Origin of the sequence: Glutamicibacter sp. MCAF14, assembly GCF_052114325.1 — a bacterium.
In the GTDB taxonomy this organism is placed as follows: Bacteria; Actinomycetota; Actinomycetes; order Actinomycetales; family Micrococcaceae; genus Glutamicibacter; species Glutamicibacter arilaitensis.
In genome coordinates this window covers 46,495-69,249 of record NZ_JBFREO010000008.1, presented here as the reverse complement: position 1 = coordinate 69,249, position 22,755 = coordinate 46,495, and the positions used below count along the sequence as shown (strand labels likewise).

Genomic DNA, 22,755 nt, shown 5'->3' with positions numbered 1-22,755 from the left:
GGCCAAGTCTAGTGATGCTAGCTGTGCAATTCGTTTCCCTGATCTGCGCAATCACGCTTAGATCTCTAGTTTCAGCGCCTTGCGCAGCGTGAGCGCGCCACCGGTGTGCATCACTGCCCGTCGGTAGATCTTCTCTGCGAACAGCAGCATCGCCCAGCATGAAGCCAAGAGGATCGCCAAGGAAAGTATCGGCTCCCAGATCGCTACCTCGCCGGATAGCAACCGGATAGGCATCGCTGCCGAAGAGACAATGGGGATGTATGAGGCGACTACCAAGAAGCTGCCCTTGGCGTACATGCCAATGAACAAGACAGCCATCAAGAGCCCTACCACTGGGCCGCTGGACTGCTGCAAATCCTCGGTGCGGGTAGCCAGCGAGCCCAAGGTGGCCCAAACCCCGGCGAGGAGCAAGAAGCCGCCAAAGAAGAACACCACGAACCAACCAGCGACCTGGGTGACAATGCCAAGGAATGGTATTTGGATTGGGGAGAGGTAGGCAGCGAGCAGTCCGATGCTCAAGAATGCCAACAGCTGGATCATTGCAAGAATGACATTTCCAATGATTTTCCCTGCCAGCAGCTCGCGCAAGCGGATTGCGCTGGCCAGGATCTCGACTACACGGTTCTGCTTTTCCTCAATCACCGAGTTGGCAATGGGCATGCCAAAGAGGAACGCCGCCATGTAGAAGAGGAATGAGAAGACCAAGGCCATGACGCGGACCATCGCGGCCTGTTCGGTGTCGCCATGAAGCTGGTCCAGCACCAGATTGTCATTGCTTGGAAGGCTGGTTGCATCAAGTCCGGCCCGGGCCAGCAGCTGATCAGCCATCACGGTTTTCATCGATTCGCGCACCAAGGAACCTAGCTCCTGGTCCACCTCGTTGAAACCGGTGAGCGTGAATTCCTGCGCATCATCCGAACTGGATAGGGACGCATCCAGCCGCTCTTCTGCAAGTTCCTGCTTGGCCTGGCCGGAGTCGAGCCTTGAAATCGTCAGCTCTAGATTGTCGGGCAGGTCTTCCCGGGCTTGTTCCATTACCTTGTAACTGGTCGCATCGGTGGCTGCCACCGAGAAGTGCGCAGTGCGGGTGGCGAAGAAGCTCGTGACAACAACGGAACCAATGATGAACAGGACCGTGACGATGGTGCTGATGATGAAGGCTTTATCGCGCAGCTTGGTCTCAACCTCGCGTAGCGCAACGATGAGCCAAGGGGCTGTAGAAGTATTCACTTGATGATCTCCCGGTAGATGTCAGCCAGCGACGGGCGGTGGACCGCGAACTCCGCGACAGGACCACGGCTGAGGGCAGTGGCGAGCACGCGCTGCGCATCAGTTTCGGTTTCGAAACTCACTAGCGCGTCCGGGCCCGAAATATCAATCACGCTGACCCCGGGCTCATCGCGCAGCCACCCAGTGTCGGATCCCAAGGACAGGCGGTGTCGTGAAGCCTGGGTTCTACGAAGCTGATCAGCTGGCGAATTGGCAAGAATTTTGCCGTTCTGGATGATCACCAGATGATCCACCAACACATCGAGCAGGTCCAGCTGATGCGAAGAGAAAAGCACCGGAACCCCACGTGCTGCGTAATCGCGCAAGATTGAGCTCATCGCATCTACCGCGATCGGGTCGAGGCCGCTGAACGGTTCGTCGAGGATCAGCACATCGGGTTCATGCAGCAAGGAAGCCGTGACCTGAACGCGCTGCTGGTTACCCAATGATAGGGACTCGAGCTTGGATTTGGCGCGGCCATCCAGCCCGAAGCGGGCCAGTAATTCCATGGACCGCTTGCGTGCGCCCGAACGGGTCAGGCCATGCAGTTGTCCGAGATAGATCAGCTGGTCGATCACCGGCTGCTTGGGATACAGGCCGCGCTCTTCGGGCATGTATCCGAAGTTCGGCCGGGTATCTGACTCCAGGCGCTGGCCGTTGAGCGTAATCGAGCCGGAATTTGCGCTGAGCAGACCCATGATGATGCGCATGGTGGTGGTTTTGCCGGCACCGTTGGCACCGACAAAACCGGTCAGCGCCCCGCTAGGGACAGTGAAGCTGATGTCGTCGAGCACCAAATGTTCTGCAAATGACCGTGATATATGGTGTAGCTCAAGCATGATTTCCTCTGCTGAAGTATTTCTTTCTGCTTATCAGCATAGGAAAAGTTGCTTCGGCTGTGCTCCGCCTGAAGGCTGAAACTATTGGATGAGTCCGGCACGGTGGGCAAAGAGAACGCCCTGTACCCGGTCACGCAGGTGCAGCTTGGCCAACAGGTTGGACAGGTGGGTTTTCACCGTGGCTTCGGATAAGCCCAGCACTGCGGCGATTTCCTGGTTGTTCTTGCCGGTGGCCAGTTCGCCCAGTACCTGCCGTTCGCGTTCGGTCAGGGCCTCAAGCAGCTGGGCTTCGGCGGTGGCGGCAGCTGAGGGAGTGCTTTGCGCGGCACCGGTATTGCGCTGGATGAGTTTGAGCGTGACTTCGGGGGAGAGCAGCCCGTTGCCGGCTGCGACCTGATGCACTGCGGTGGCCAGCAATTCCGGTTCCGCATTTTTCAGCAGGAATCCGCTGGCGCCGGCATCCATGGCGTCGAAGAGGTAGTCGTCGCGGTTGAAGGTGGTCAGCACAATGACCTTGGTCTGCGTGGTGCTGGCAATGAGCTTGGTTGCTTCGATGCCGTCCATTTGCGGCATCTGGATATCCATCAGTGCCACCGTGGGGTTCAGCTCGCGAACCATCTCTAGGCCCGCCTGGCCATTTGAAGCGGTGCCGATGACGTGGATGTGCGGATCAGTCTCCAAGATCAACTTCAATGAGGAGAGGATCAAAGGCTGATCGTCGCAGATCACCACGGTAATTTTGGTCATGAGACCAGCTTAGTTGCCGCATCGGAGACCACGCGCAGACGTGCGCGGGTACGCCATCCGTGAGGCACGCGGGGACCGATTTCGACGACGCCGTGATGCAGGTTGGCGCGTTCGCGTATACCGCGCAGGCCAAATCCTCCGCCACCGGAATCAGGTCGCGGGCGTCCACTATCGGTGACCTCGACTTCAACCCAAGTGCCGTCATGTCCGGTTCCCGAACGCAGTGACAGCACGGCTGTGCGGGCAGTGGAATGCGCACGGACATTGGCCAGAGCCTCGCCACAGATGCGGTAGAGCGCCAGTGATAAGCCAGCTGGCAAGGTATCGATGAAGCCGGGCTGATGTTCATCGGTAGAAAGCTGGACGCTTAGTCCTTGGCGCTTGTTGGCGGCAAGCAGCTCTTCAAGCTGTGCCATGGAAGGTTCTGGGTTGCGTGATCCGCCGGAAGAATCCGCAGCTGACTCGGGACCGTCATGTTCACGTAATACGCCCAGCAGGGCGCGTGTTTCACCCACAGCACTGCGCGCCGAGTCTTCAATTCCGCGCATCAGCTCGATGGATTGCGCCGGATCGCGGTCATGGACCATGCGAGCCGCGGAAGCTTGGACGCCCACCGAAGCAATGTGGTGGGCAATTACATCGTGCAGTTCGCGGGCGATGCGCAGCCGTTCCTCATTGACCGCGCGGTCAGCCAGCTGCTGAGCCTGGTCGGCAATGCGCTGGGCCTGGACCTTCATGATTTGCGTGCCATAGGCATTGGTCCAGCTGACCATGCCTAAGAAGATCGCGCCGCCGAAGTACATCAGGTTCATCAGCAGGTTGTAGAGGATGAACGCAGAGCTGGCCGGCAACACCCCTGCTGGATCCTTGACCATCGAGGTGCCCGCGGCCTCGAAAAGGTCTGAAGCGAAGAAGGAGGCAATGACCCATGTGGCCATGAACAGCAGCACGACGCTCATGGCCGTCCACAGGCCGCGGCGATTCTTGGACCAGGTGACGGCCGTGTAGATCCCGATGAAGTAGGCAAGCTGGGCGCACAGCTCCATGCCTACCCGATAGGTGCTTTCGCTGCCAGCACTCACAAAGGCCGCCGAACCGATGAGCATCATCGTGATGGGCCAGCGTCGGCGGAACATCAACGGCAGGACTAACGCGGACAGCACGAGATACGCAAGAATCCGGTCAGGCGCGTCTTTCCGCTCGGTCAAGGACATGGACAGCTCGTGCATAATGAGTGCCAGAGCCAGGAAGCCCAGCGCAACGTAGATATCGCGGCGCAAGCCCTTCTTGTCTGGAGAGGGGCGTTCCCAATCCACCGGAGGCAGCGAGGGCAAGCGCCGGTGTACTAGTTCAGGGAGTCGACGCATGATGTTCCTTGATCAATTTGTGGGTCATACCTAGCCTCTGACATTACCGTTTCGTGGTTTTCAAAGCATGAGCCTGAAGGCTTACGCCAAACGTTGAGATAAGAAGTGGGGGAACTAGGCATATAGGTTACTTAGCAGTAATGTGATGGTATGCACATGATTTTCCGAATCCTCATGGTTTACCTGAACAGCAAGAAAGCTTCCAAGCTGTCCATGTTTGATATCAGCTCAGTGAAGATGCGCGCCACGCTGACCGATATCGACTTTGCCGGTCACATCAACAACGGCATGTACTTCTCCATTTTTGATCTCGGACGCTTTGACTTGATGTTCCGCTCCGGTGTCTGGGACATCATGTCCAAGAACAAATGGGTCCCGGTGGTGCAGACCGAGACCATCACGTTCCGCAAGTCCGTCCGGCTGGGAACCAAGTTCTCCCAAGAGACCCGGCTGATCGGCATGGATGACAAGTGCATCTTCTTCGAACAGCGCATTGTCGTGAAGGGCGAGATTTACGCTCGCGCCTATATCGCCACCCGCATGACCTCGAAAAAGGGTGCGGTGTCGAATGAAGAAATCCTGGCCGCGGTTGGCTTGGAGCTTCCAGCCGACATGGTGCTGCCCGAATGGCTGCACCAGTGGCGCGAAGACGGTGCGTTGCCCAGCACCCGCAAGCCTGCCCCGCACAATTGGATCCGCTGAATCATTCCAAGCGCGGATCAGCATGCCGAATAATGGCGTGCTGATCCGCGCTTTGTCCTGTGACAGCCGGGCAGAGCCTTGGCGTGCCGGACGACTGGAACTTTCTAGGCCTTGAGTGCGTCAATGAATTCGGCGATCAGCTTCGGATCCTTGATTCCGCGAGAAGATTCCACGCCAGAAGAAACATCTGCGCCCCACGCGCCCGCAGTATCCACTGCTTCCACCACGTTTTGTGGCGAGAGCCCACCGGCCACCAACCAGTGCCGGCCAGCGGCCAGATCCTTCACCGCCGCATAGTCCCAGCTTTCGCCACTGCCGGGAACTGACGCATCGATGAGCAGCAGGTCTTCGCCCCAATCGGCAAACTGCTCCTGCGAGTCGTTGCGCCGCACCGCACGGATGACCTTGAACCCGGCCTCATGGGCGGTAGCTACATCAGCTTGGGTACGCTGCCCATGCAGCTGCACCCAGCTCACGCCAGCCTGCGTCGCACGCTGAAGGACCGTTTGGATATCCTCACTGCGGAACACCGCAACCGTGGCGATGGCTTCATCAATAGCCTTCACTAATTCGGCGGCCTGCTGCGGGGAAATCTCACGCACGCTGGAAGTCAGCACGAACCCGATCGCGTCAGCGCCATGGGCTACGGCAACCTGGACATCTTGTGCGGTGGACAGCCCGCACACCTTGACGAAGGGCTTGGATGCACTCACTTGGCGCTCTCCTTGGCCATATGAATCGGGGTATAGCCGCCGGGAGCGTTGGCGCGGATGGCCAACAGATCGCGGGCATGCTGCCAGAGGCGCTTGTCTTCCGCGCTGACCGGAATCCACGGCTTGACCGGAACCGCGGTACCGGTTTCATCGCGGGTCACCATCACCGTCAGGCAGTATGTCGTCAGCTGCATCTCGCCGGTTTTCGGATCGCCCGAACGCACATGCACGGCAACGTGCATCCCCTTGTTTCCGGTGTACACCAGGCGGGCTTCGACCTCCACCAGATGGCCGATCAGCAATGGGCGGTAGAACCGCACGCCGCCGGAAAACACCGCTACGGTTTCCTGCTGGCAGTAGCGGGCCGCGCAAAGTTCAGCGGCATCATCGATCCACTTCATCACGATGCCGCCGTGGACCTTGCCACCCCAGTTCACATCGGTCGGAGCAGCTAGAAAGCGCAGGGTCACGCGTTCGGCAGTACCCTCATCGGTGTATACCTGGTCATTCATGGACGCGACAATCTGCTCGCGGATTTCAATGCGTGCCAGCGCGTTCTCACGCATGGTGATTTCCTTGGCCGTGCCCGGGGTGAAGGGTGGAACCGGGGTTGGCTTGCCGTCTTCGTCGACGGCCACGAAAATCACCAGGCAGCTGCTGGATTTCACCGGGCGCAATTCGCGCGGATCACTGAAGGAGACTTCGGTGTGGATGTGCATGGAGCTCGTTCCGGTGTACACCACCGAAGCGGTGACCTCCACCAGATCGCCGGAGTGGATCGGGTCTTCGAAGTGGATGTTCCCCACGTAGGCGGTCACGCAATAGCTGGAGGACCATCCCACTGCCGCAGCGTAGGCGGCCTTATCAACCCATTCCAGGACGCTGCCTGCCGGAACTATCCCGGTGACATCGACGTCGGTCGGTGCGGCCAGGAATCGCAGGGTCACAGAATGTGGACGTTGTTTTAGCTCCGGAGTGCTCATGCACTCCAGTTTCGCGTATATGGCTCGTCACGGGCAATGTGTGACGCATCCAGGGCGCCGGCGCCACGAAGCGACCATGGCTAGGGGCTGGTCGGAGGCTCTGGCCTAGGATAGGAGGGTGCGTAGGGTCTTTGGAATTTTCTCGGCTTCAACAGCCATTGTGGTAGCGCTGAGCCTGATTGCCGCGGCGGGAACCGCCGGACTGGTGATCGTGCTCGGCGAAGGGCTCGATGAGCTGATGGCCGGACGCCGGTTGGGCGCCCCATGGTATTTCAGTGCCTTCGGCGAGCTGCTGATCACTACCGTCGCGACTTTCTTGATCCCAGTCGTGATCTCGCACCACACCCAAGAACTCACCGAGCACCATCGCACGAAGCTGCTCAAGCACTATCTTTCCATCGGTCCGCTGGCGGTACGCAACGCCGGGGAAGGCGAGCTGGTGCACGCCGCCATGGACTCGGTGGAACGTTCTGTGAAGTACCGGTCCAGCTTCATTGGGCCAGCGGTCTCCGCGGTAGCCACCCCGGTGCTGATCCTGTGCTTCATTGCCTTTGCAATTGATCCGCTCAGTGCACTTCTGATGCTGATCCCTACCGTTCTGGTACCGGTCATTGTGCTCGGATTCCAACAGCGCTTTGGCTCCTCCAACGGTGAGTACCGTCGAGCGCAAGGCATCTTGTCGGCGACCTTCCTTGATGCGCTGCGCTCATTGGGCATGCTCAAGCTCAACGGCGGCAGCCAGTGGATGGGCAAGCGCGTCAGGCAAGCAACCGAAAGAGTACGCCAGCAAGTGATGAAGCTGCTGGCCCGCAATCAACTGATTCTGCTGGTCATCGATTCCAGTTTCGCTGTGTTGCTGCTTTCCAGCGCCGCTCTGCTGGCCTGGTGGCGAGCCGGCACCGGAGCCATCACCCCGGGCGCTGCGATGTCCCTGGTGATTCTGAGCTTCTTGATGCTCGCCCCGGTGAACTATGTCGGCAGCTTCTTCTACATCGGGATGACCGGCAAGGCCGCCGAGAAGAAATTGGCAGAAATCGCCGAAATTCCGATGCACCGCTCCATGGCCAACCCGCTGCACGTGGACTTGCGCCACCGCGACTTGATCCTGGACAAGGTCAGCGCCAGCTACGACAACGAACACCATGCGCTATCCGGGGTCACCTGGCATTTCCCCGCAGGTTCGCGCACAGCCATTATCGGCCCCTCGGGCAGCGGCAAGACCACCTTGCTGCGTGTGCTGCAAGGCCAGCTCGAAGCCACAGGCGGTAGCATCCGCGATGCGCGCCAAGCCATGGGTTCGGCAACCTTGAAGGCCAATACAGCCGTAGTGGAGCAGCAGGCAACTCTCTTCGGGCTGAGCCTGCGTGAGAACCTCTTGCTGGGTGCGCCCAAGGCTGGCGATGAAGACCTCATCGAAGCGCTGCAGGAAGTCGGCATGGGATCCTGGCTGGCACAACAGCCCGGGGGATTGGATGAACGCCTGGGCGAAAGCGGGGCCCGCGTATCTGGCGGCCAAGCCCAACGCATCTCCCTGGCCCGGGCCCTGCTGGCGCAGCGTCCAATCCTGCTGCTCGATGAGCCCACCAGCGCCTTGGACGTGCAGACCGAAGAGGAAGTGCTCCAAACCTTGCGTGCGATCAACCGCAGCACCACGGTCATCACTGTCACCCACCGGCTGGGGCTGCTGGCGGACTATGACTACGTGCTGGTCATGGATCAGGGGCAGCTGATCCAGGCCGGAGACCGAGAAGAACTTTTGGCTGCCGAGGGCTATCTGAAAGAAGCCATGGATGGATTTCGCCAGCGCACTGCTGCGCTGCACACCAGCAGCCCGGCACAGCCAGGGGAGGAGAACTAATGCCAACGCAGAAAATTTCCACCCTTAAAACGGTCAACTGGCTGATCGGCAGCACCAAAGATCTGCTCCCGCCTCTCTTGCTGGCCTGCATCTTGGCCTGCGCCACCCGCATCGCATCCTTGGGGATCTATCTGGTTGCCGGCATAGGACTTCTCAAGGTCTTGCAGGTGGACCAGGCAGAACTGCTAGCCGGCCTTAGCTGGGGTGTGCTGGTGGCCCTGATTATCTTCCTTGGACTGCTCAAGGGAGTAGTGCGCTACTTGGAGCAATATATCGGACATCGGGTGGCGTTCCTTTCCCTGGCACGGTTGCGCAACCGCATGTATGAGGCTTTCGAACGCCAAGCGCCCTTTGCCGCCGACAGCAAGAACTCCGGCGGAATGCTTGCCAAGGCAACCAGCGACATTGACAAGGTGGAGGTGTTCTTCGCACACACCCTGCCACCGGCTGTGGCCGCGGTAGTGCTCAGCGGCTTGGCAACCTGGGGCACATGGGCCGTATTCGGTATTCAACCTGCAGTGGTGATGCTCGCCGGCTATGTGCTCATTGGCTTGGTCATTCCCGCCTTGGGCGTTGGCACGCTGCGCCGCAGCGCAAGGGACGCAGCCAAGGCGCGGGGAACCCAGAATCAGATGCTCGCCGATGTCTTGGGCGGCATCGACGTGATCCACGGATTCAATGCCGGCAAACCAGTCATCGAAGACATGCAGCACAGCCTGCAGCACGCCAGGAGTGCCGGACTGGCCACCGGAAAGCTCAGCGCCATCCGGGCCGCACTGACGCAGCTGGTGCTCTGGGGCAGCTTGATTGCGCTCTTTGTCGTGCTTGGAACCGCGCAGCAGTTCGGTGCCTTGATCATACTTTGCTGCGCATTGATCCCCTCCTATGAAGCGATGCGTGCGGTGGATGGCTTCATCATCGGGTTGCAAGATTCATTGGCCAGCGCTCGCCGACTATATGCCACCGCGATCCAAAAGCACCCGGTGAGCGAATCGGCCAACCCGCTCCCGCTGCCAATCAGCGGAACCCTGCGCGTGGCTGACCTTGAGGTCAACTATGGAAACCAGCTGGTGGTCCAAGACGTCTGCTTTGAACTAGAACCAGGATCCTTGCTGGCCTTGGTGGGCGAAAGCGGATCCGGCAAGTCATCGGTTGCCGCGGCGCTGGTGCGCTCGGTCCCAGCCTCTGGTACCGCAACCTTCGGGCAGGTTCCGCTGGTCGATGCGAGCCTGGAAGAACTGCGCCGCCGAATATCCCTGGTACCCCAAGAAGCGGTAATGGTCCGCGGCACGCTGCGCGAGAACCTCCTGTTAGGCGCCGAAGGCATCAGCGATGAAGCGATGGAAGAAGTCCTGGAAGAACTGGGACTCGGAGCGTGGCTGCGCAAGCAGAAGCAAGGTCTGCAGACCCGCTTGGGAGATCGATTCACCAGGCTTTCAGGAGGTCAGCGCCAACGTCTGGCCCTAGCCCGAGCCCTGCTGCGCAACCCCGCGGTATTGATCCTTGATGAATCCACCAGTGCCCTGGATGCGCGCAGCGAACAGCTGGTCCTTCAAGCAGTGGCTGCCCGACGCAGGGAAGGGATGGCGGTGCTGATGATCAGCCACCGGCTGTCGATCCTTGAACAGGCGCAGGAAATCCTGGTGATGCACGAAGGAAAGGTCGTTGAACGCGGAGCGGCGCAAGCGTTGCTGCGCGATGAGGATTCCTTGTTCTCACGCATGGCCGTGCGTGAAGCGGACCGGATTCTCCCAGGCTAAGCCACCGGCGCAAGCGTGATTAACCTGACAAGTGAACTGGCAAGTACTAGGCTCGCATCATGATGCGAATAGTGGTTCTTCTGTTCCTGGCCGTCCTATTCAGTGGCTTCGTGGTGACCGCGATCCTTGCCGGCACCTCCGGTGAATGGGTGTGGTGGATCCTGGTCGTGCTCACCGGTTTGCTGGTGCTGCTGGGCATTCGCGATCTGTTGCAGAAGAAGCACGCGATCCTGCGCAACTTCCCGATTGTCGGCCATGCCCGTTATCTGTTCGAATTCATCCGTCCTGAGATCCAGCAGTATTTCATTGAACGCAATACCGATGGCCGTCCGTTCAATCGCGACACCCGCTCGCTGATTTATGCACGCGCTAAAGGCGCCGATAGCCACAAGGCTTTCGGTACCGAGCTGAACGTCAACGAAGTCGGCCATGAGTATCTCTTGCATTCGGCAGCTCCGGTTGCCCCGGCCACGACCCAGCACCGTGTCCGTGTCGGTTCCAGCCAGTGCACCCAGCCCTATGAGATTTCACTGATGAACATCTCCTCGATGAGTTTCGGTTCGCTCTCTGCCAACGCCGTTCTTGCGATGAACAAGGGCGCGCAGATGGGCGAGTTCGTCCATGAGACTGGAGAGGGCGGGCTGACCAAGTACCACTTGGAATACGGTGCAGACCTGTTCTGGGAAATCGGCTCAGGCTACTTCGGTTGCCGTACCGCGGAAGGCCGCTTCAACCCTGAAACCTTCGCCGCCAAGGCGAAACATGAGAACGTCAAAGGCATCACCATCAAGCTCTCCCAGGGTGCCAAGCCAGGTTTGGGCGGCGTGCTTCCAGCCGCCAAGGTCACCGAGGAAATTTCCGCGGCCCGCGATGTGCCAATGGGCGTGGATTGCATTTCCCCAGCCAGCCACGCCGAATTCTCCACCCCGCGCGAATTGATGCATTTCGTCGCGAAGCTTCGCGAGCTCTCCGGTGGAAAGCCGGTGGGCATCAAATTCTGTGTCGGTTCACGCACCGACGTCATGGCCATTTGCAAGGGCATGCTGGATACCGGCATCCTGGTCGACTTCATCACCATCGATGGCGCTGAAGGCGGAACCGGTGCCGCCCCGCTGGAATACGAGGACCATGTCGGTGCCCCGCTGACCGAGGGGCTGATGCTGGTGCACAACACCCTGGTTGGTGCTGGGCTGCGCGATGAGATTCGCCTCGCCGCTGCAGGCAAGGTAGCCAATGGATCTGACATCATCAAACGTCTGATCCAGGGTGCGGACTTCACCTTCTCGGCACGTTCGATGATGATGGCCACCGGCTGCATTCAGGCCCAGCAGTGCCATACCAACCACTGCCCAGTGGGCGTGGCCACGCAGAACAAGCGCCTGATGCGTGCCTTGGATGTAGAAGACAAGGGCCACCGCGTCTACAACTACCACCGCTTAACCGTCACCGAATGCGCACAGATCATGGCCTCAATGGGGTTGACCAGCCCGGAGCAGCTGAACACCCAAATGCTGCGCCGTCGAGTGAACCTGCAGTCCACCCGTTCCTACGCTTCGCTGTTCCAGTGGTTGCGCCCCGGCGAACTGCTTGAAGGTACGCCAATCTCGTGGAAGGAAGACTGGGATGAGGCGGATGCTGATCACTTCGGTGAGCATGCGGCGCTGGAATACCAAACTCCCAAGGGTGTGGGAATCGTCCCGGCAACCGTTCACGAACCAGAAGATGCCGTAGACGCACCGCGGATTGAACCCAAGGATTCCGCGAAGGTCCACCCGGTGCATGCAGATGTCACTCGCCCAGAAGGCCGGCCAGGAGCCGAAAGCTAGTCTTCTGTCCCTTCAGCTAAAGACCGCAATGCTGCGTGATCCACTTCTTCCAAGGAAGCTGGACTCCACGTAGGGTTGCGGTCTTTGTCTATGACCTGGGCGCGGATGCCTTCAGCCAGATCCGGCCGGTACATCAAGTACCGGGCCAGCCGCAGCTCGCGGTCTAATGCTGAACGCAAATCCTGCTCTTCACGTGCTGCACGCACGTTGTAGAACGCGCTGGCCACACTGGTCGGGGAGTTGGCTGCCAGCTGCTGGGCGGCGCGCTGAGCAGATGGGTGAACCATGTGCTGAAGGCGATCGAAGACTTCTTGCGGAGTGTCGGCTCCGAAAGCGTGATCGATCCAGCCCTGATCCATTTCCAACGCGAAAGACTCAGGTGCACCGTGCATCACCTCGATGGCCGCGGCGATTTCACCGGCGTTCAGTCCCACGAACTCATCGAGCTCGTCGAGGATATTCTCGGCGAAGCCCTCGGTGACCACGACATCGGCGAAGCCCAGCAACACCGCATCAGCTCCGGTGAACGATTGCGCGCTCATGGCATAGTATTCGCCGAAGTGGCCCGGTGCGCTGGCCAGCAGGTGGCTCCCGCCCACATCAGGGGTGTAGCCGATCTTCGCTTCGGGCATGCCCATCGTGGCATTCGCAGTTACCAGGCGTACCGGTGCATGGGAGGCCAGGCCGATGCCGCCGCCCATGGTAATCCCATGTGCCAAGCTGATCAACGGCTTGGGGTAGGTGGAGATCAGATAATCCAGATCAAACTCGGTGGCCAGCAGGTTGGCAAAGTCTTGATGCCGGCCGGTGGTGATCGCCGCATGGAAATCTGCAATATCTCCGCCGGCGCAGAAGGCACGCTGTCCACGGCCGGTGAGCAATACCAGAGAAATCGAGGAGTCCTGGGCCCAGGCACGCAGCACCCGGCTCAGCTCATTGAGCATGTCCAGATTCAACGCATTGAGCTTCGCATCGCGATTCAACTCGATATGTCCGATAGGACCGTGCACGGTTGAGATGATCTGGCTCGGGGCAGCAGTTGCAGGACTTTGGTTCTCCACCAGTGATTTCCTCTTTCTAGGTACAGCTACTGAAACGACGGTGTGGTTCAGGAAGCGCCCTACTGGGCGAGTACCTGGGCCAGTCGATCCAAGACCAATGCGGCTTTTGGCTTCTTTGAATTTTCTGGTTTCAGCGCAAAGATCGAGCGGGCCAAGCGGATCTCGGGGGCATCCACGATGCGGATGCCTTCCGGAGCATTGGCCATCGCCAGATCAGGAACCAGCGCGGCACCCAGCCCGGAGGAGACGAGGCTCAGCGAAGCGTTGAAATCATCGCAGTACGCAGCGACCTGCGGGTGGATGTTGTAGGAAGAGAACAATCGCGAAATCAAGGTGGCGTCAGAGGTGCCAGGATGGTGGAAGATCCACGGCCATTCGGCCAGCTGGTCCACGGTCAGCTGCGAGTCTTCAGCGATATGCCAGGAAGCTGGGATCACCACACGGAACTGGTCATCGCCCAGCCAGGTGCGTTCCAAGGAGGCTGGCCATGACAGCCCGCCAGGGCCTACTTGGAAGATCAGCGCCAAATCCAGGTCTCCGCCAGTTCCAAGGCCGGCCACGGTTTGCTGGGGTTCGCCAATCCACAGGCGCAGGTTGACACCCAAGGAGGCCCAATCGGGGTCCTTGAGGATTTGCGGCAGCGCGTAGGTCGCGAGGGAAGGGAAGATGCCGAGCTTGATTTCTTCAAGGTCGGTCGTTTCTGTGGAGATGGTTGCGACGTCGGCCATCAGGGCGTCGAGGTCGGTCAGGACGCGTTTGGCGTGGCGCACCATGCGCAGCGCCCCGGGGGTTGGCGTGATGGAACGTGCCCCGCGCAGGAACAGCGTGGTTCCGGTGCTGCGCTCCAGTGCTGTCATCTGCTGCGAGACGGCACTGGCCGTGTAGCCTAGGCGGGTTGCGGCCGTGGCGAAGGAACGATGCGCCACCACTTCGAGCAATGTGCGCAAATGAACTGGATTAATCACTTCTAAAGTCTATGGCCTTAGCCAAAGATTTGCTTAGCCCACGGCCTAGAGTTCGTCCTCAAGGTCAACAAGCTCTGTGGTTTCCTCGTCATCATCGTCGTTTCCGGCGAATTCATTATCGAGCTGATCTTCGGTTTCCAGATCATCATCGTAGAGGTAATTGCGCTGTGCCAGCGGATCGAGATTGCGCATGGTTTCGGGCATGTCGCTTGAGCCCTCATATGCCTGGGAATCGCGTCCGTCATCCGGCTCGTAGATGTCGTTGCCGTACTGTGGCGCAAACTCTGTGGTGTCGAAATCCTTAGTCATCGCGTACTCCTTCGTCGAATACGAGGGATCCGCCGGAAGCCGGGAATTTACCTCGTGACTTCTCGTATCACCAGAGTAGGTCGCGACAACTAGAAACGAAAGACTTGTTTTCTGCAGTGGATGGTGAATGACTTCCTAGTGGTCATGTTCGGCATAATGTTCTAGCAGCGGAGCGGCACGGTAAGCCAAATGCGTATGCAGCGCGAAGGTCGTTTCTGAACGGGTGACGCCCTTGACACGCAAAATCTGGCGTAGTGCAGATTGCAGCTGGTGGGTGTCGGTGGCGATAAGCCTTACCCACGCGTCACCCCGCCCGGAAGTCTCGTGGATTTCCAGCACGCTGGGGATCTGGCGCAGTGCGGTCACTACGGAATCCAGATCGCGGTGATTCACTTCCAGGGTTACGAAGGCGAGTACGTCGTAGCCCAGCTTGCTCAAGTCGATGTCGCGGCCGCCGTCGCGAAGGATTTCCGCACGCTGCAAACGGCGTAAACGCGACTGCGCTGTGTTGCGCGCAACACCCACCTCATCTGCGAGTTCAGAGATTTGGATGCGTGGGTCCTTGATCAAGGAGAGCAGTACTTTCAGGTCTACATCGTCTAATCGCACTATATGCTCACTCCGGGTCCACTGAGGGGTTAATTTTTTGAACAAACTGCTCAAATCCTAACAAGAAATATCTCTGGTTGCTTTCAACCGGAGGATATTAGTGACTGAACGATCTGTTGCAGTAGACAAACTCAAGCAGAACGCTCAACTAACCGGTGGGGCTGCGAGTGGCTCCACCGGTAAAAACTTTTTCTGGGCAATATTCAAGCCCGAATATTCTGAACTACTTTGATCCTGGGAGTGAATTTGTCGGTCATCAGCGAGCTGCGCATGCAACCAATGAACCACCGCGTGCTCTCCTGGAATCCAGGGCTGACCGCCCGACTGGTGATCACCGTAGCCGTCAGCTTCCTGTTGCTGGTAGGCGCCAACCTGGCCACCCCGCTGTACCCAGCCCTTCAAGCTGAACTGCACCTTGGCGCCATGGGAACCACCGTGGCTTTCGCCAGCTATGTCTGTTCGCTGATGCTGTTCCTCTCAACCGTGGGACATTGGTCAGATCATATTGGCCGCCGGGCCGCATTGGTGGTCGCAGTGGTCATTTCCTTCGCAGGGACCCTGGTCTTCGGATCGGCTAGCAACCTACTGGAGCTGTGCCTTGGCCGCGGACTGCAAGGTACCGGCGTCGCCTTGGCTACCGGTGCCAGCGCTGCCGCGCTGCGTGAACTGCTGCCTGCCCGTCCCGAATGGGCATCGCGCTTCACCCTCCTTGCGTCCTCGGGCGGCGTCGCTTTCGGCCCAGTCCTTGGTGGGCTGTTGGCTGACTTTCCCGGCGGGCGCACCACTGTGTTCACGGTGCAGGCAATCTTATTGTTGCTGGTGCTGATTCCATTGAGCACCTTGCAGGCCCGGCCTGCCATTGCGCAGGCCGAACGCGGGCAACGAAGCAAGGCGCTGGCCCCACGCCGTTTGGGTGTTCCAAGTTCTGCCCGTTCGCAGTTCTGGCTCGCTGCCCTAGTGGGCTTCCTGAGCTTTGCCATCTTCGGCTTTGTATTGTCCTTAGCCCCGGGCTACTTCGCTCAGGCTTTCGGACTGGAGTCGTTGCTGGCTATTGGCTTGATTGCCGGTCTGCCCTTGGGTGTCTCGGCGCTTTCGCAGCTGGTAGTTCGTGGCGGCAAAGTCTTGCTGCCTGTCGGATTGGGTTTGATGGCAAGCTCGGTCATCCTGCTGGCCTTGGCCGTGGAGCACCAACTTCTGGTGTGGTCCATCCTTGCGCTGGTTCTCTTGGGTCTGGGCCAGGGCATCGCCTTCCGCACCGCTTTTGCTTCAGCCGTTGACGCCGTAAGCGACCATCAGCACGCCCAAACCGTCTCCACGATTTACCTGGTGACCTACCTTGGCAGTGCTCTTCCAGTGATCGCGCTGGGTTGGGCTGTTAGCGTCTTCGGACAGCAGCAGAGCATTCTTGTGTTCTCCATCTTCTGTGCCGTACTGGCGACCGTGCTGGCTAGCTGGGCCATGGCAGGACAGCGCAAAGCACGCTGATTCGCGCGTAATGTGGAAGGTATGACTAGTCCTCTTCCAACGCCTGCGGCCAAGGGGGCAACGTGGGCCGTTGCGGCCCGTATCTTTATTCCTGCACTGTGGCTCGGCCTGATCATCGGCATTTCATTCATTGAAGCACCGCTAAAATTCACGGCCCCGGGAATCACTATCCCGTTAGGTCTGGGGATTGGCCGTTGTGTTTTCTTCGCCATGAACATGGTAGAAATTCTGTTCTTCATCGCGCTGTTGGCCGGTTCGATCAAGCGCGGCGTCGACAAGATGTGGGGCTGGGGCGTTGGAGCAGTTGGTCTCTTGTTCTTGATTAAAACCGTAGCGATCCGCCCGGGACTCTCAGCACGTACCGATGCGGTACTTGCTGGATCATCCGAGAGCGGATCGCTATGGCATTACGCCTATATTGGCGTGGAATTCTTCTTATTTATCGCATTGGCAGCCTTGCTTGTGATGGCCACCAAACGCTGGGTGAGGATTACTTCGCGCTAGCCAATTGGGAAGCTTCGGCGGTAATCATCACAGAATCCAGACGAGCCTGCTCGCCGGTGGGGTAGTGAATGGTAATCAGTTCATCGGCCTGTGCTGCTGAAGCGAAGTGGCGCAGGTATTCAGCTACCTGATCTCCGGTGCCCACCGCGGTGTAACGCATCATGTCGAGGATTTGCTGCGCCTGCGGCGTATCCATGAGCATGTCCACTTCTGCTTCGGTGAACTCCTTCTTCGCGCTGCGTCCCAGGAAGCTTGCTACGCGGTGGCGCTTGGCCACTTCCAGCAGCTCATGGGCGCGTTCAGCGGTTTCCGCGGCAACTACGCCCACTCCGGCAATGACATATGGCTCGGCCAACTGCTCGGACGGGGTGAATTCTTCGCGGTAGACGCGGATCGCTTCATGCAAGGCCGCTGGTGCGAAGTGCGAAGCGAAGGAATACGGAAGGCCCAACTGGGCCGCCAGCTTGGCACCGAAGAGCGAAGACCCCAAGATATACAGCGGAACGTTGGTTCCGGCGCCGGGGGTCGCTTGCACCGTTGGAATCCTGGATTCCCCGGCCAGGAAGGCCTGCAATTCCAGTACATCGTGCGGGAAGGAATCAGCGGCTGACGGATCACGGCGCAGGGCGCGCAAAGTGGTCATATCGGTACCGGGTGCGCGTCCCAGACCCAGATCGATGCGATCGCCATAGATTTCAGCCAACGTGCCGAACTGCTCGGCAATCACCAAAGGCGAATGGTTAGGCAGCATGATGCCGCCAGAACCCAGACGGATCGTCTGCGTGTGGTGGGCGATGTGGCTGATCAGCAGCGAGGTCGCACTGGAAGCAATGGTCGGCATGTTGTGGTGCTCGGCGTACCAGATGCGTTCGTACCCATGGCGCTCTGCAGTTTGCGCCAAACGGACGGAGGACTTGAAAGAGTCGGAAATAGTTGATCCAGGTTCAACCGGAGCAAGATCCAAAATAGAAAGCTTCACACTTGGTATAACCGGTGATCGCCAGGAAGTATTCCTGTAATTCCTATCCCAAACGCAAGAAACGGTTATCCGCAGTGCGGATAACCGTTTCTTGGCTAAGTCTGGCGTTAGTGCCAAAGACCTTCTTTAGAGAGCGCGAATGTCTGCAGCCTGCAGACCCTTTGGACCCTCAACAACTTCGAACTCCACCTTCTGGCCCTCGTCCAGGGTACGGAAACCCTGGGTCTGGATTGCAGAGAAGTGTGCGAAGACGTCTGGATCGCCGCTGTCTGGAGCGATGAAGCCGAAGCCCTTTTCAGCGTTGAACCACTTGACGATTCCGGTTGCCATATTCTTATTTGGTCCTTTCAGACGTTTCTCGCCGGTTTAGTTGGCGAGCTTGGTTGTAATCTACGCACGTCTCAGGAGTCCGGGTTGGAAGCCTGATAATGCGAAGCAGCCAAGTCATTCACTTCACGTCTAGAAGGGGCTCGCGTCAACCGAGGTGGTACGACATTCACAAACTTCTAACGGGTACTTCGCGAATTACTTTGGAACTACAATGCCTAGCCTACGTGTTTGCTGACGACAATTGAACAACTTTGAACCAATTAATCAAAAATTTGGGAAACTGGTTCACCAGGTTCATCGAAATGCGGGCTTGATGACGCGGAATACTACCCCTGCAGCCAGCAATGACAGCACCGCGGCAATGCCGGAAGTAAGTAATACGCCGTGATCAAAGGCGTGGGTAGCAGATTCCAAGAGCGTTTGGGCATCGCCGGCTGGCAAGGTTGCTGCGAGCTGATGTGCACCACCCAATGTCTCACCTGCCTGCTGGGCCTGCTGGGCTGTCAAAGAGCTTGGAACCAGCAGTCGCGCGGAGTACACCGTATTCAAGATGGTGCCCAAGACTGCGACACCCAAAACGGATCCCACTTCGTAGGCGGTTTCCGAGATCGCCGAAGCGGCCCCTGCCTTGGAAGCTGGAACGGCGGCCAGCACCATGTCATTGGAAAGCGTCTCGGTCATGCCGATGCCGGTACCCAAGACCGCAAAGGCAGCCATGAGCATGAAGGAATTGGATCCTTCCCCAGCCAGAATCACTAGCAGGTAGGCGATGGCGGAAAGAATCAGGCCAACGGCCATGATGTTCGGGGTGCCGAAGCGCCGGGACAGGGCCACCGAGAGCAACCCGAATCCCATGGTCAGCACCAAGCCAGGGGTCATCCACAGACCTGCCTGCATGGGGGAGAAGCCGGCAATGAGCTGCAGGTGCTGGGAAACGAAGTAGATGAATCCCACCAGCGAGAAAATGCCGATCAGGTTAACCATCAGGGCACCGGAGAACAAGGCGTTGCTGAACAAGCGGACGTCGAGCATGGGCTGTTCGGCCTTGAGCTGTCGACGCACGAAAGTCACACCGCAAAGCACGGTCAGCGCAATTGCCGCCGCCGAGAAATACCACGGGGAAGTTGCCGCGGTTTTGATGGCGTAGACAAAGGGCAGAAGGGTGAAGACCACCAGGATGATTGAGAAGGGATCCACACGCCCGGGATTCGGGTCCTTGGATTCGGGGACTAGGATCATTCCGCCGATGAGCAGCGGCAGCAGCATCGGTACGGCCATGAGGAATACCGAGCCCCACCAGAAGTGCTCCAGTAGCACGCCGCCGACAATTGGGCCGAGCACGGCGCCGCCGGAAAATGCTGCAGCCCATACCGCGATGGCTGTGCGGCGCTCAGCATCATCGGGGAAGATGTTCCGGATCAAGGACAAGGTGGCTGGCATCAGCATGGCGCCGAAGACGCCGAGCAGTGCACGGGCGGCCACCAGCTGGGTGGCGTCGGTGGCAAAAGCAGCGAGGGCGGAAACCAGTGCGAAGCCAGTTGCGCCGATCAGCAATAGCTTGCGACGGCCGATCCGGTCGCCTAGTGAGCCCATGGGTACCAGCAGGCCGGCCAGGATCAGCGGGTAGATGTCGATAATCCATAGCAGCTGGTTGCCCGAGGGAGATAGGGCTTTGGTGATTGCCGGTACAGCGAAGGACAACACGGTGTTGTCCACGGAGATCAACAGTACGGGGAACAGCAAGACCGCCAGTGCCGCCCAACGGCGCGGCTTGCTCAGCACTGATGCTCGTAAGGAGATATTTGAAGTCATGACGTTCGCCCTTGGGGTCGTAAGCGGATGCGCGGAGTGTTACCGCAATTATTAACTGTACCGTCCGGACGGTATAGTTACAATTATTGGTAAGGTCAGATCGATCACCAATAAACTTTGGAATGGAGAACCATGGCGCGCCCACCTGCTGCCCGCGGCAAAGTGCTCGATGCTTATATCGCACTGCTGTGTGAAGAAGGAGACCGTGCTGCCACGCTCGAAGCAACGGCAGCCCGAGCGGGAGTCTCCAAAGGGGGGCTGCTCTACCACTTCGCCTCCAAGGAAGCCTTGGCCGACGCCGTGATCGAGGCCAGCGAAGAACCCATCGCCAAAGACATTGAAAGCATGTCCAGCTCTGCTGAAGGAGCCTCGGTTTATTACGTGCGCACCAGCGCGGAAGTCAACACCGACCTGGACCGCTATCTCAATGCCTTGCAGCGGCTGGCGCAAGCCGGAAACAAGGCTGCATCAGAGAAGATCGAAAGCACCAGTGAGCGCTGGTACCAGTGCATTCTGCACGAAGTGGGAAGCAAGGACGTGGCACATCTGGTGATGCTCACCGGAGAAGGACTCTATGCCCAGCTCGCTCTGCCCGGGACATGGTACGAACGGAATTTTGATGGTGAGCTGGATCGCTTACTAGAGTTAGTCACTAGTATCAAGAAGTTGGGACATCTCAACAAAAAATGAGCAGGAAGTAAGCAATGAAAAAAGACAGCGTTGTCTCTCCACGCGCAGGAAGAGTTGGAGCGCTTCTTGGCATCCTGCTACTTGCTCTGTCGTTACGCGCAGCAGTTGTTTCCGTATCCCCATTGCTCTCCCGCATTGAAACGGATATCCAATTCACGGAATTCACCACCGGTCTTTTGGCCATGCTCGCTCCCATCGCCTTCGCCGTCTTCGGGTTGCTTACTCCACGACTGATCAAATCATTCGGCTTGGAAACAACCCTGATGATCTCCTTGGGCTTGGCCGTCAGTGGCCAGATTGCCCGCATCTTCATGCCAGAGGTCTACTCTTTCCTGGGCCTGTCCATCGTGACCCTCGCCGGCTATGGCATGGGCAACGTGGTGCTGCCGCCACTGGTTAAGAAGTACTTCCCGGATCGAATCGGCATGGTCACCAGCGGCTACGTCACGATGCTGGCCATTGGCACCTGGATGGCCCCGCAGTTCTCCGTTCCACTGGCTGACCTCACCAGCTGGCAGATGTCCATCGGTTCCTGGGCCGCGCTCTCGGGCATCGTCCTGATTCCATGGTTGGTTCAGCTCTTTGCCGACCGCGGGGTTGAGCGTCCGGATAACCCGGTCCATGCCAGCGGGCATCCGCAAACTATTGCCAAGATCAATCCTTGGAAGTCCAAAGTCGCCTGGGGCTTGGCAATCTTCTTGGCTGGAAATTCAGCGCAGACCTACGTCTACTTCACCTGGCTTCCGCCATACCTGCAGAACCGCGGCCTGGATGAGCTGGCAGCAGGCAATATGCTTGCGCTCTTTGCAATCCTCGGTTTGCCGGTCAGCCTCTTGGTGCCGCTATGGGTTCCGCGCCTGAAACACCCGATCTTCGCCGTGCTGATCTTCACCGCTTGCTGGGTGTCCGGACACCTTGGCATCTACCTCTCGCCAACCCAGAACACTGCGGTGTGGATCTGCCTTGCGGGCCTAGGCCAGGGAACCTTCGCGATCGCCTTGCTGATGATGAACCTGCGCTCGCGCACGACCTACGGCTCCGGCGTGCTCTCTGGCTTCGCCCAAGGCTTGGGCTATGCCGGAGCCGCGGTAGTTCCGATGCTCTTCGGAGTGGTGCAAAAAGCCACAGATTCGTGGGGCGCGGCCTTCTCCATGCTCGGTGTCTGCGTCATCGTGATGCTGATCGGAGCATTTATCATCAACTCTCCGCGCACTATCGAAGATGATTCGCCGGGCACCGAAGACCTGGGCAAGCTGGAACGCATCAACTAGAAATGACGCTGCGGTCCGTCGCTGGCAGGAGGCGTGGGATTGGGCCGATGCCAATGGCCGGCGGCCAGTGGGACCGACCAGCCAAAGCGGATGGATGCCACACGGATGGCAAAAGCCAGACCGGCAATCCCGGCACCCACCGCAACATTCATGATCCCCAGATGCCACACCACGGCTGTGAGCGCCGCACCAACCATGGCGGCTAAGGCATAGATATCGCGGGGATTGAACAAATCGGGGGTGACGTTGGAAATGACATCACGCATCAACCCGCCGCCCACACTGGTGATCACGCCAAGGAGGACCGCGGTGACCGGATTGAAATCATTCTCCAAAGCCTTGAGCGTACCGGTGACGCAGAACAGTCCCAGTCCGGCGGCATCGAAGAGCTGGACCAGCCGGTGCAGCTTTTGTACCGACGGGGTGAATGCATAAACGCATAGGGCTGCGAGTACCGGTGGAATAAAGTAGATCGGATGCGCGAATGTTGCCGGGGACTGATTGAGAATCAAGTCTCGGACCACGCCGCCACCTAGGCCGCAGACTCCGCCAAGGAAAGCTGACCCGAGCAGGTCAAAACCGCGGCGGGCGGCCATCAGGGAACCCGCGACGGCGAAAAAGAAAATGCCAATGAGTTCAATCAGGATGTACATTCAAGGCCTCTGACAGGTCAATC

The 22,755-nt window shown here is 58.8% G+C and carries 22 protein-coding genes; 8 read left to right on the top strand and 14 right to left on the bottom strand.

The window, feature by feature from the left end; translation table 11 throughout:
• Positions 1 to 57: 57 nt before the first annotated feature.
• From AB4Y71_RS15525 to AB4Y71_RS15510, 4 genes are all read right to left on the bottom strand, one after another.
• Positions 58 to 1,230, bottom strand: coding sequence for an ABC transporter permease (locus AB4Y71_RS15525; RefSeq protein ID WP_134779533.1), 1,173 nt, complete (start codon positions 1,228 to 1,230; stop codon positions 58 to 60).
• A complete protein-coding gene (locus AB4Y71_RS15520) occupies positions 1,227 to 2,063 on the bottom strand; it encodes an ABC transporter ATP-binding protein (protein WP_322786086.1) in 837 nt (278 codons plus the stop codon). Before AB4Y71_RS15520 ends, AB4Y71_RS15525 begins: the two co-directional genes overlap by 4 nt.
• Positions 2,064 to 2,189: 126 nt before the next feature.
• Positions 2,190 to 2,855 (bottom strand): response regulator, encoded by a 666-nt coding sequence (locus AB4Y71_RS15515; protein WP_013350013.1) that lies wholly within the window; start codon positions 2,853 to 2,855, stop codon positions 2,190 to 2,192.
• A complete protein-coding gene (locus AB4Y71_RS15510; protein ID WP_013350012.1) occupies positions 2,852 to 4,222 on the bottom strand; it encodes a sensor histidine kinase in 1,371 nt (456 codons plus the stop codon). Before AB4Y71_RS15510 ends, AB4Y71_RS15515 begins: the two co-directional genes overlap by 4 nt.
• Before the next feature lie 150 nt (positions 4,223 to 4,372).
• Between AB4Y71_RS15510 and AB4Y71_RS15505 the strand changes: the two genes are divergently transcribed.
• Positions 4,373 to 4,924 (top strand): acyl-CoA thioesterase, encoded by a 552-nt coding sequence (locus AB4Y71_RS15505; RefSeq protein WP_134779535.1) that lies wholly within the window; start codon positions 4,373 to 4,375, stop codon positions 4,922 to 4,924.
• 104 nt (positions 4,925 to 5,028) lie between these two features.
• On the opposite strand, the gene AB4Y71_RS15500 is transcribed toward AB4Y71_RS15505, so the two are convergent.
• Positions 5,029 to 5,637 (bottom strand): phosphoribosylanthranilate isomerase, encoded by a 609-nt coding sequence (locus tag AB4Y71_RS15500; RefSeq protein ID WP_417367031.1) that lies wholly within the window; start codon positions 5,635 to 5,637, stop codon positions 5,029 to 5,031.
• Positions 5,634 to 6,620 carry an acyl-CoA thioesterase gene (locus AB4Y71_RS15495; protein ID WP_441721728.1) on the bottom strand — a complete coding sequence of 329 codons (987 nt, stop codon included), beginning with the start codon at positions 6,618 to 6,620 and terminating at the stop codon, positions 5,634 to 5,636. Before AB4Y71_RS15495 ends, AB4Y71_RS15500 begins: the two co-directional genes overlap by 4 nt.
• A gap of 118 nt (positions 6,621 to 6,738) precedes the next feature.
• Here AB4Y71_RS15495 and AB4Y71_RS15490 point away from each other — a divergent pair, with 118 nt between their 5' ends.
• The 3 genes from AB4Y71_RS15490 to AB4Y71_RS15480 are packed head-to-tail and all read left to right on the top strand — an operon-like array spanning position 6,739 to position 12,064.
• A complete protein-coding gene (locus tag AB4Y71_RS15490) occupies positions 6,739 to 8,478 on the top strand; it encodes an ABC transporter ATP-binding protein/permease (RefSeq protein ID WP_441721725.1) in 1,740 nt (579 codons plus the stop codon).
• A complete protein-coding gene (locus AB4Y71_RS15485) occupies positions 8,478 to 10,238 on the top strand; it encodes an amino acid ABC transporter ATP-binding/permease protein (RefSeq protein ID WP_441721722.1) in 1,761 nt (586 codons plus the stop codon). The genes AB4Y71_RS15490 and AB4Y71_RS15485 overlap by 1 nt, the downstream gene beginning before the upstream one ends.
• Positions 10,239 to 10,297: 59 nt before the next feature.
• On the top strand, positions 10,298 to 12,064 hold the full coding sequence (locus AB4Y71_RS15480) for an FMN-binding glutamate synthase family protein (RefSeq protein ID WP_134779540.1): 1,767 nt from the start codon (positions 10,298 to 10,300) through the stop codon (positions 12,062 to 12,064).
• Here the strand turns inward: AB4Y71_RS15480 and AB4Y71_RS15475 are convergent.
• From AB4Y71_RS15475 to AB4Y71_RS15460, 4 genes are all read right to left on the bottom strand, one after another.
• On the bottom strand, positions 12,061 to 13,125 hold the full coding sequence (locus AB4Y71_RS15475; RefSeq protein WP_417367037.1) for an enoyl-CoA hydratase/isomerase family protein: 1,065 nt from the start codon (positions 13,123 to 13,125) through the stop codon (positions 12,061 to 12,063). The genes AB4Y71_RS15480 and AB4Y71_RS15475 overlap by 4 nt on opposite strands.
• Positions 13,126 to 13,184: 59 nt before the next feature.
• A complete protein-coding gene (locus tag AB4Y71_RS15470) occupies positions 13,185 to 14,090 on the bottom strand; it encodes a LysR family transcriptional regulator (protein WP_441721717.1) in 906 nt (301 codons plus the stop codon).
• Between the two features lie 45 nt (positions 14,091 to 14,135).
• Positions 14,136 to 14,399, bottom strand: coding sequence for a hypothetical protein (locus tag AB4Y71_RS15465; RefSeq protein ID WP_441721714.1), 264 nt, complete (start codon positions 14,397 to 14,399; stop codon positions 14,136 to 14,138).
• A 135-nt stretch (positions 14,400 to 14,534) separates the two neighbouring features.
• The gene (locus tag AB4Y71_RS15460; protein WP_441721793.1) at positions 14,535 to 15,011 is read right to left on the bottom strand and encodes an Lrp/AsnC family transcriptional regulator; all 477 of its coding nucleotides are present in this window, start codon (positions 15,009 to 15,011) and stop codon (positions 14,535 to 14,537) included.
• Positions 15,012 to 15,248: 237 nt separating this feature from the next.
• Between AB4Y71_RS15460 and AB4Y71_RS15455 the strand changes: the two genes are divergently transcribed.
• Together AB4Y71_RS15455 and AB4Y71_RS15450 are read left to right on the top strand one after the other, a co-directional pair.
• On the top strand, positions 15,249 to 16,493 hold the full coding sequence (locus AB4Y71_RS15455) for an MFS transporter (RefSeq protein ID WP_441721711.1): 1,245 nt from the start codon (positions 15,249 to 15,251) through the stop codon (positions 16,491 to 16,493).
• A 21-nt stretch (positions 16,494 to 16,514) separates the two neighbouring features.
• Positions 16,515 to 16,997, top strand: a complete 483-nt coding sequence (locus AB4Y71_RS15450) for a hypothetical protein (RefSeq protein ID WP_441721791.1) — start codon at positions 16,515 to 16,517, stop codon at positions 16,995 to 16,997.
• Here the strand turns inward: AB4Y71_RS15450 and AB4Y71_RS15445 are convergent.
• From AB4Y71_RS15445 to AB4Y71_RS15435, 3 genes are all read right to left on the bottom strand, one after another.
• Positions 16,984 to 17,976 carry an LLM class flavin-dependent oxidoreductase gene (locus AB4Y71_RS15445; protein ID WP_189638379.1) on the bottom strand — a complete coding sequence of 331 codons (993 nt, stop codon included), beginning with the start codon at positions 17,974 to 17,976 and terminating at the stop codon, positions 16,984 to 16,986. The genes AB4Y71_RS15450 and AB4Y71_RS15445 overlap by 14 nt on opposite strands.
• A gap of 126 nt (positions 17,977 to 18,102) precedes the next feature.
• Positions 18,103 to 18,306, bottom strand: coding sequence for a cold-shock protein (locus AB4Y71_RS15440; protein WP_013349999.1), 204 nt, complete (start codon positions 18,304 to 18,306; stop codon positions 18,103 to 18,105).
• A gap of 294 nt (positions 18,307 to 18,600) precedes the next feature.
• Positions 18,601 to 20,118 (bottom strand): MFS transporter, encoded by a 1,518-nt coding sequence (locus tag AB4Y71_RS15435; RefSeq protein WP_441721708.1) that lies wholly within the window; start codon positions 20,116 to 20,118, stop codon positions 18,601 to 18,603.
• A 132-nt stretch (positions 20,119 to 20,250) separates the two neighbouring features.
• Between AB4Y71_RS15435 and AB4Y71_RS15430 the strand changes: the two genes are divergently transcribed.
• Positions 20,251 to 20,808 (top strand): TetR/AcrR family transcriptional regulator, encoded by a 558-nt coding sequence (locus AB4Y71_RS15430; RefSeq protein ID WP_441721705.1) that lies wholly within the window; start codon positions 20,251 to 20,253, stop codon positions 20,806 to 20,808.
• 14 nt (positions 20,809 to 20,822) lie between these two features.
• The gene (locus AB4Y71_RS15425) at positions 20,823 to 22,079 is read left to right on the top strand and encodes an MFS transporter (protein WP_441721702.1); all 1,257 of its coding nucleotides are present in this window, start codon (positions 20,823 to 20,825) and stop codon (positions 22,077 to 22,079) included.
• Here AB4Y71_RS15425 and AB4Y71_RS15420 read toward each other — a convergent pair.
• Positions 22,076 to 22,732: a trimeric intracellular cation channel family protein gene (locus AB4Y71_RS15420; RefSeq protein WP_013349995.1), complete on the bottom strand. Its 657-nt coding sequence runs from the start codon at positions 22,730 to 22,732 to the stop codon at positions 22,076 to 22,078. The genes AB4Y71_RS15425 and AB4Y71_RS15420 overlap by 4 nt on opposite strands.
• Positions 22,733 to 22,755: the final 23 nt, after the last annotated feature.

Excerpts from the sequence above, each read along its gene's own strand:
- AB4Y71_RS15450 (WP_441721791.1), top strand. The coding sequence starts at position 16,515 with ATGACTAGTCCTCTTCCAACGCCTGCGGCCAAGGGGGCAACGTGGGCC.
- AB4Y71_RS15420 (WP_013349995.1), bottom strand. The coding sequence starts at position 22,732 with ATGTACATCCTGATTGAACTCATTGGCATTTTCTTTTTCGCCGTCGCG.
- AB4Y71_RS15510 (WP_013350012.1), bottom strand. The coding sequence starts at position 4,222 with ATGCGTCGACTCCCTGAACTAGTACACCGGCGCTTGCCCTCGCTGCCT.
- AB4Y71_RS15505 (WP_134779535.1), top strand. The coding sequence starts at position 4,373 with ATGCACATGATTTTCCGAATCCTCATGGTTTACCTGAACAGCAAGAAA.
- AB4Y71_RS15440 (WP_013349999.1), bottom strand. The coding sequence starts at position 18,306 with ATGGCAACCGGAATCGTCAAGTGGTTCAACGCTGAAAAGGGCTTCGGC.
- AB4Y71_RS15430 (WP_441721705.1), top strand. The coding sequence starts at position 20,251 with ATGGCGCGCCCACCTGCTGCCCGCGGCAAAGTGCTCGATGCTTATATC.
- AB4Y71_RS15425 (WP_441721702.1), top strand. The coding sequence starts at position 20,823 with ATGAAAAAAGACAGCGTTGTCTCTCCACGCGCAGGAAGAGTTGGAGCG.
- AB4Y71_RS15495 (WP_441721728.1), bottom strand. The coding sequence starts at position 6,620 with ATGAGCACTCCGGAGCTAAAACAACGTCCACATTCTGTGACCCTGCGA.
- AB4Y71_RS15435 (WP_441721708.1), bottom strand. The coding sequence starts at position 20,118 with ATGACTTCAAATATCTCCTTACGAGCATCAGTGCTGAGCAAGCCGCGC.
- AB4Y71_RS15480 (WP_134779540.1), top strand. The coding sequence starts at position 10,298 with ATGATGCGAATAGTGGTTCTTCTGTTCCTGGCCGTCCTATTCAGTGGC.
- AB4Y71_RS15515 (WP_013350013.1), bottom strand. The coding sequence starts at position 2,855 with ATGACCAAAATTACCGTGGTGATCTGCGACGATCAGCCTTTGATCCTC.
- AB4Y71_RS15485 (WP_441721722.1), top strand. The coding sequence starts at position 8,478 with ATGCCAACGCAGAAAATTTCCACCCTTAAAACGGTCAACTGGCTGATC.
- AB4Y71_RS15465 (WP_441721714.1), bottom strand. The coding sequence starts at position 14,399 with ATGACTAAGGATTTCGACACCACAGAGTTTGCGCCACAGTACGGCAAC.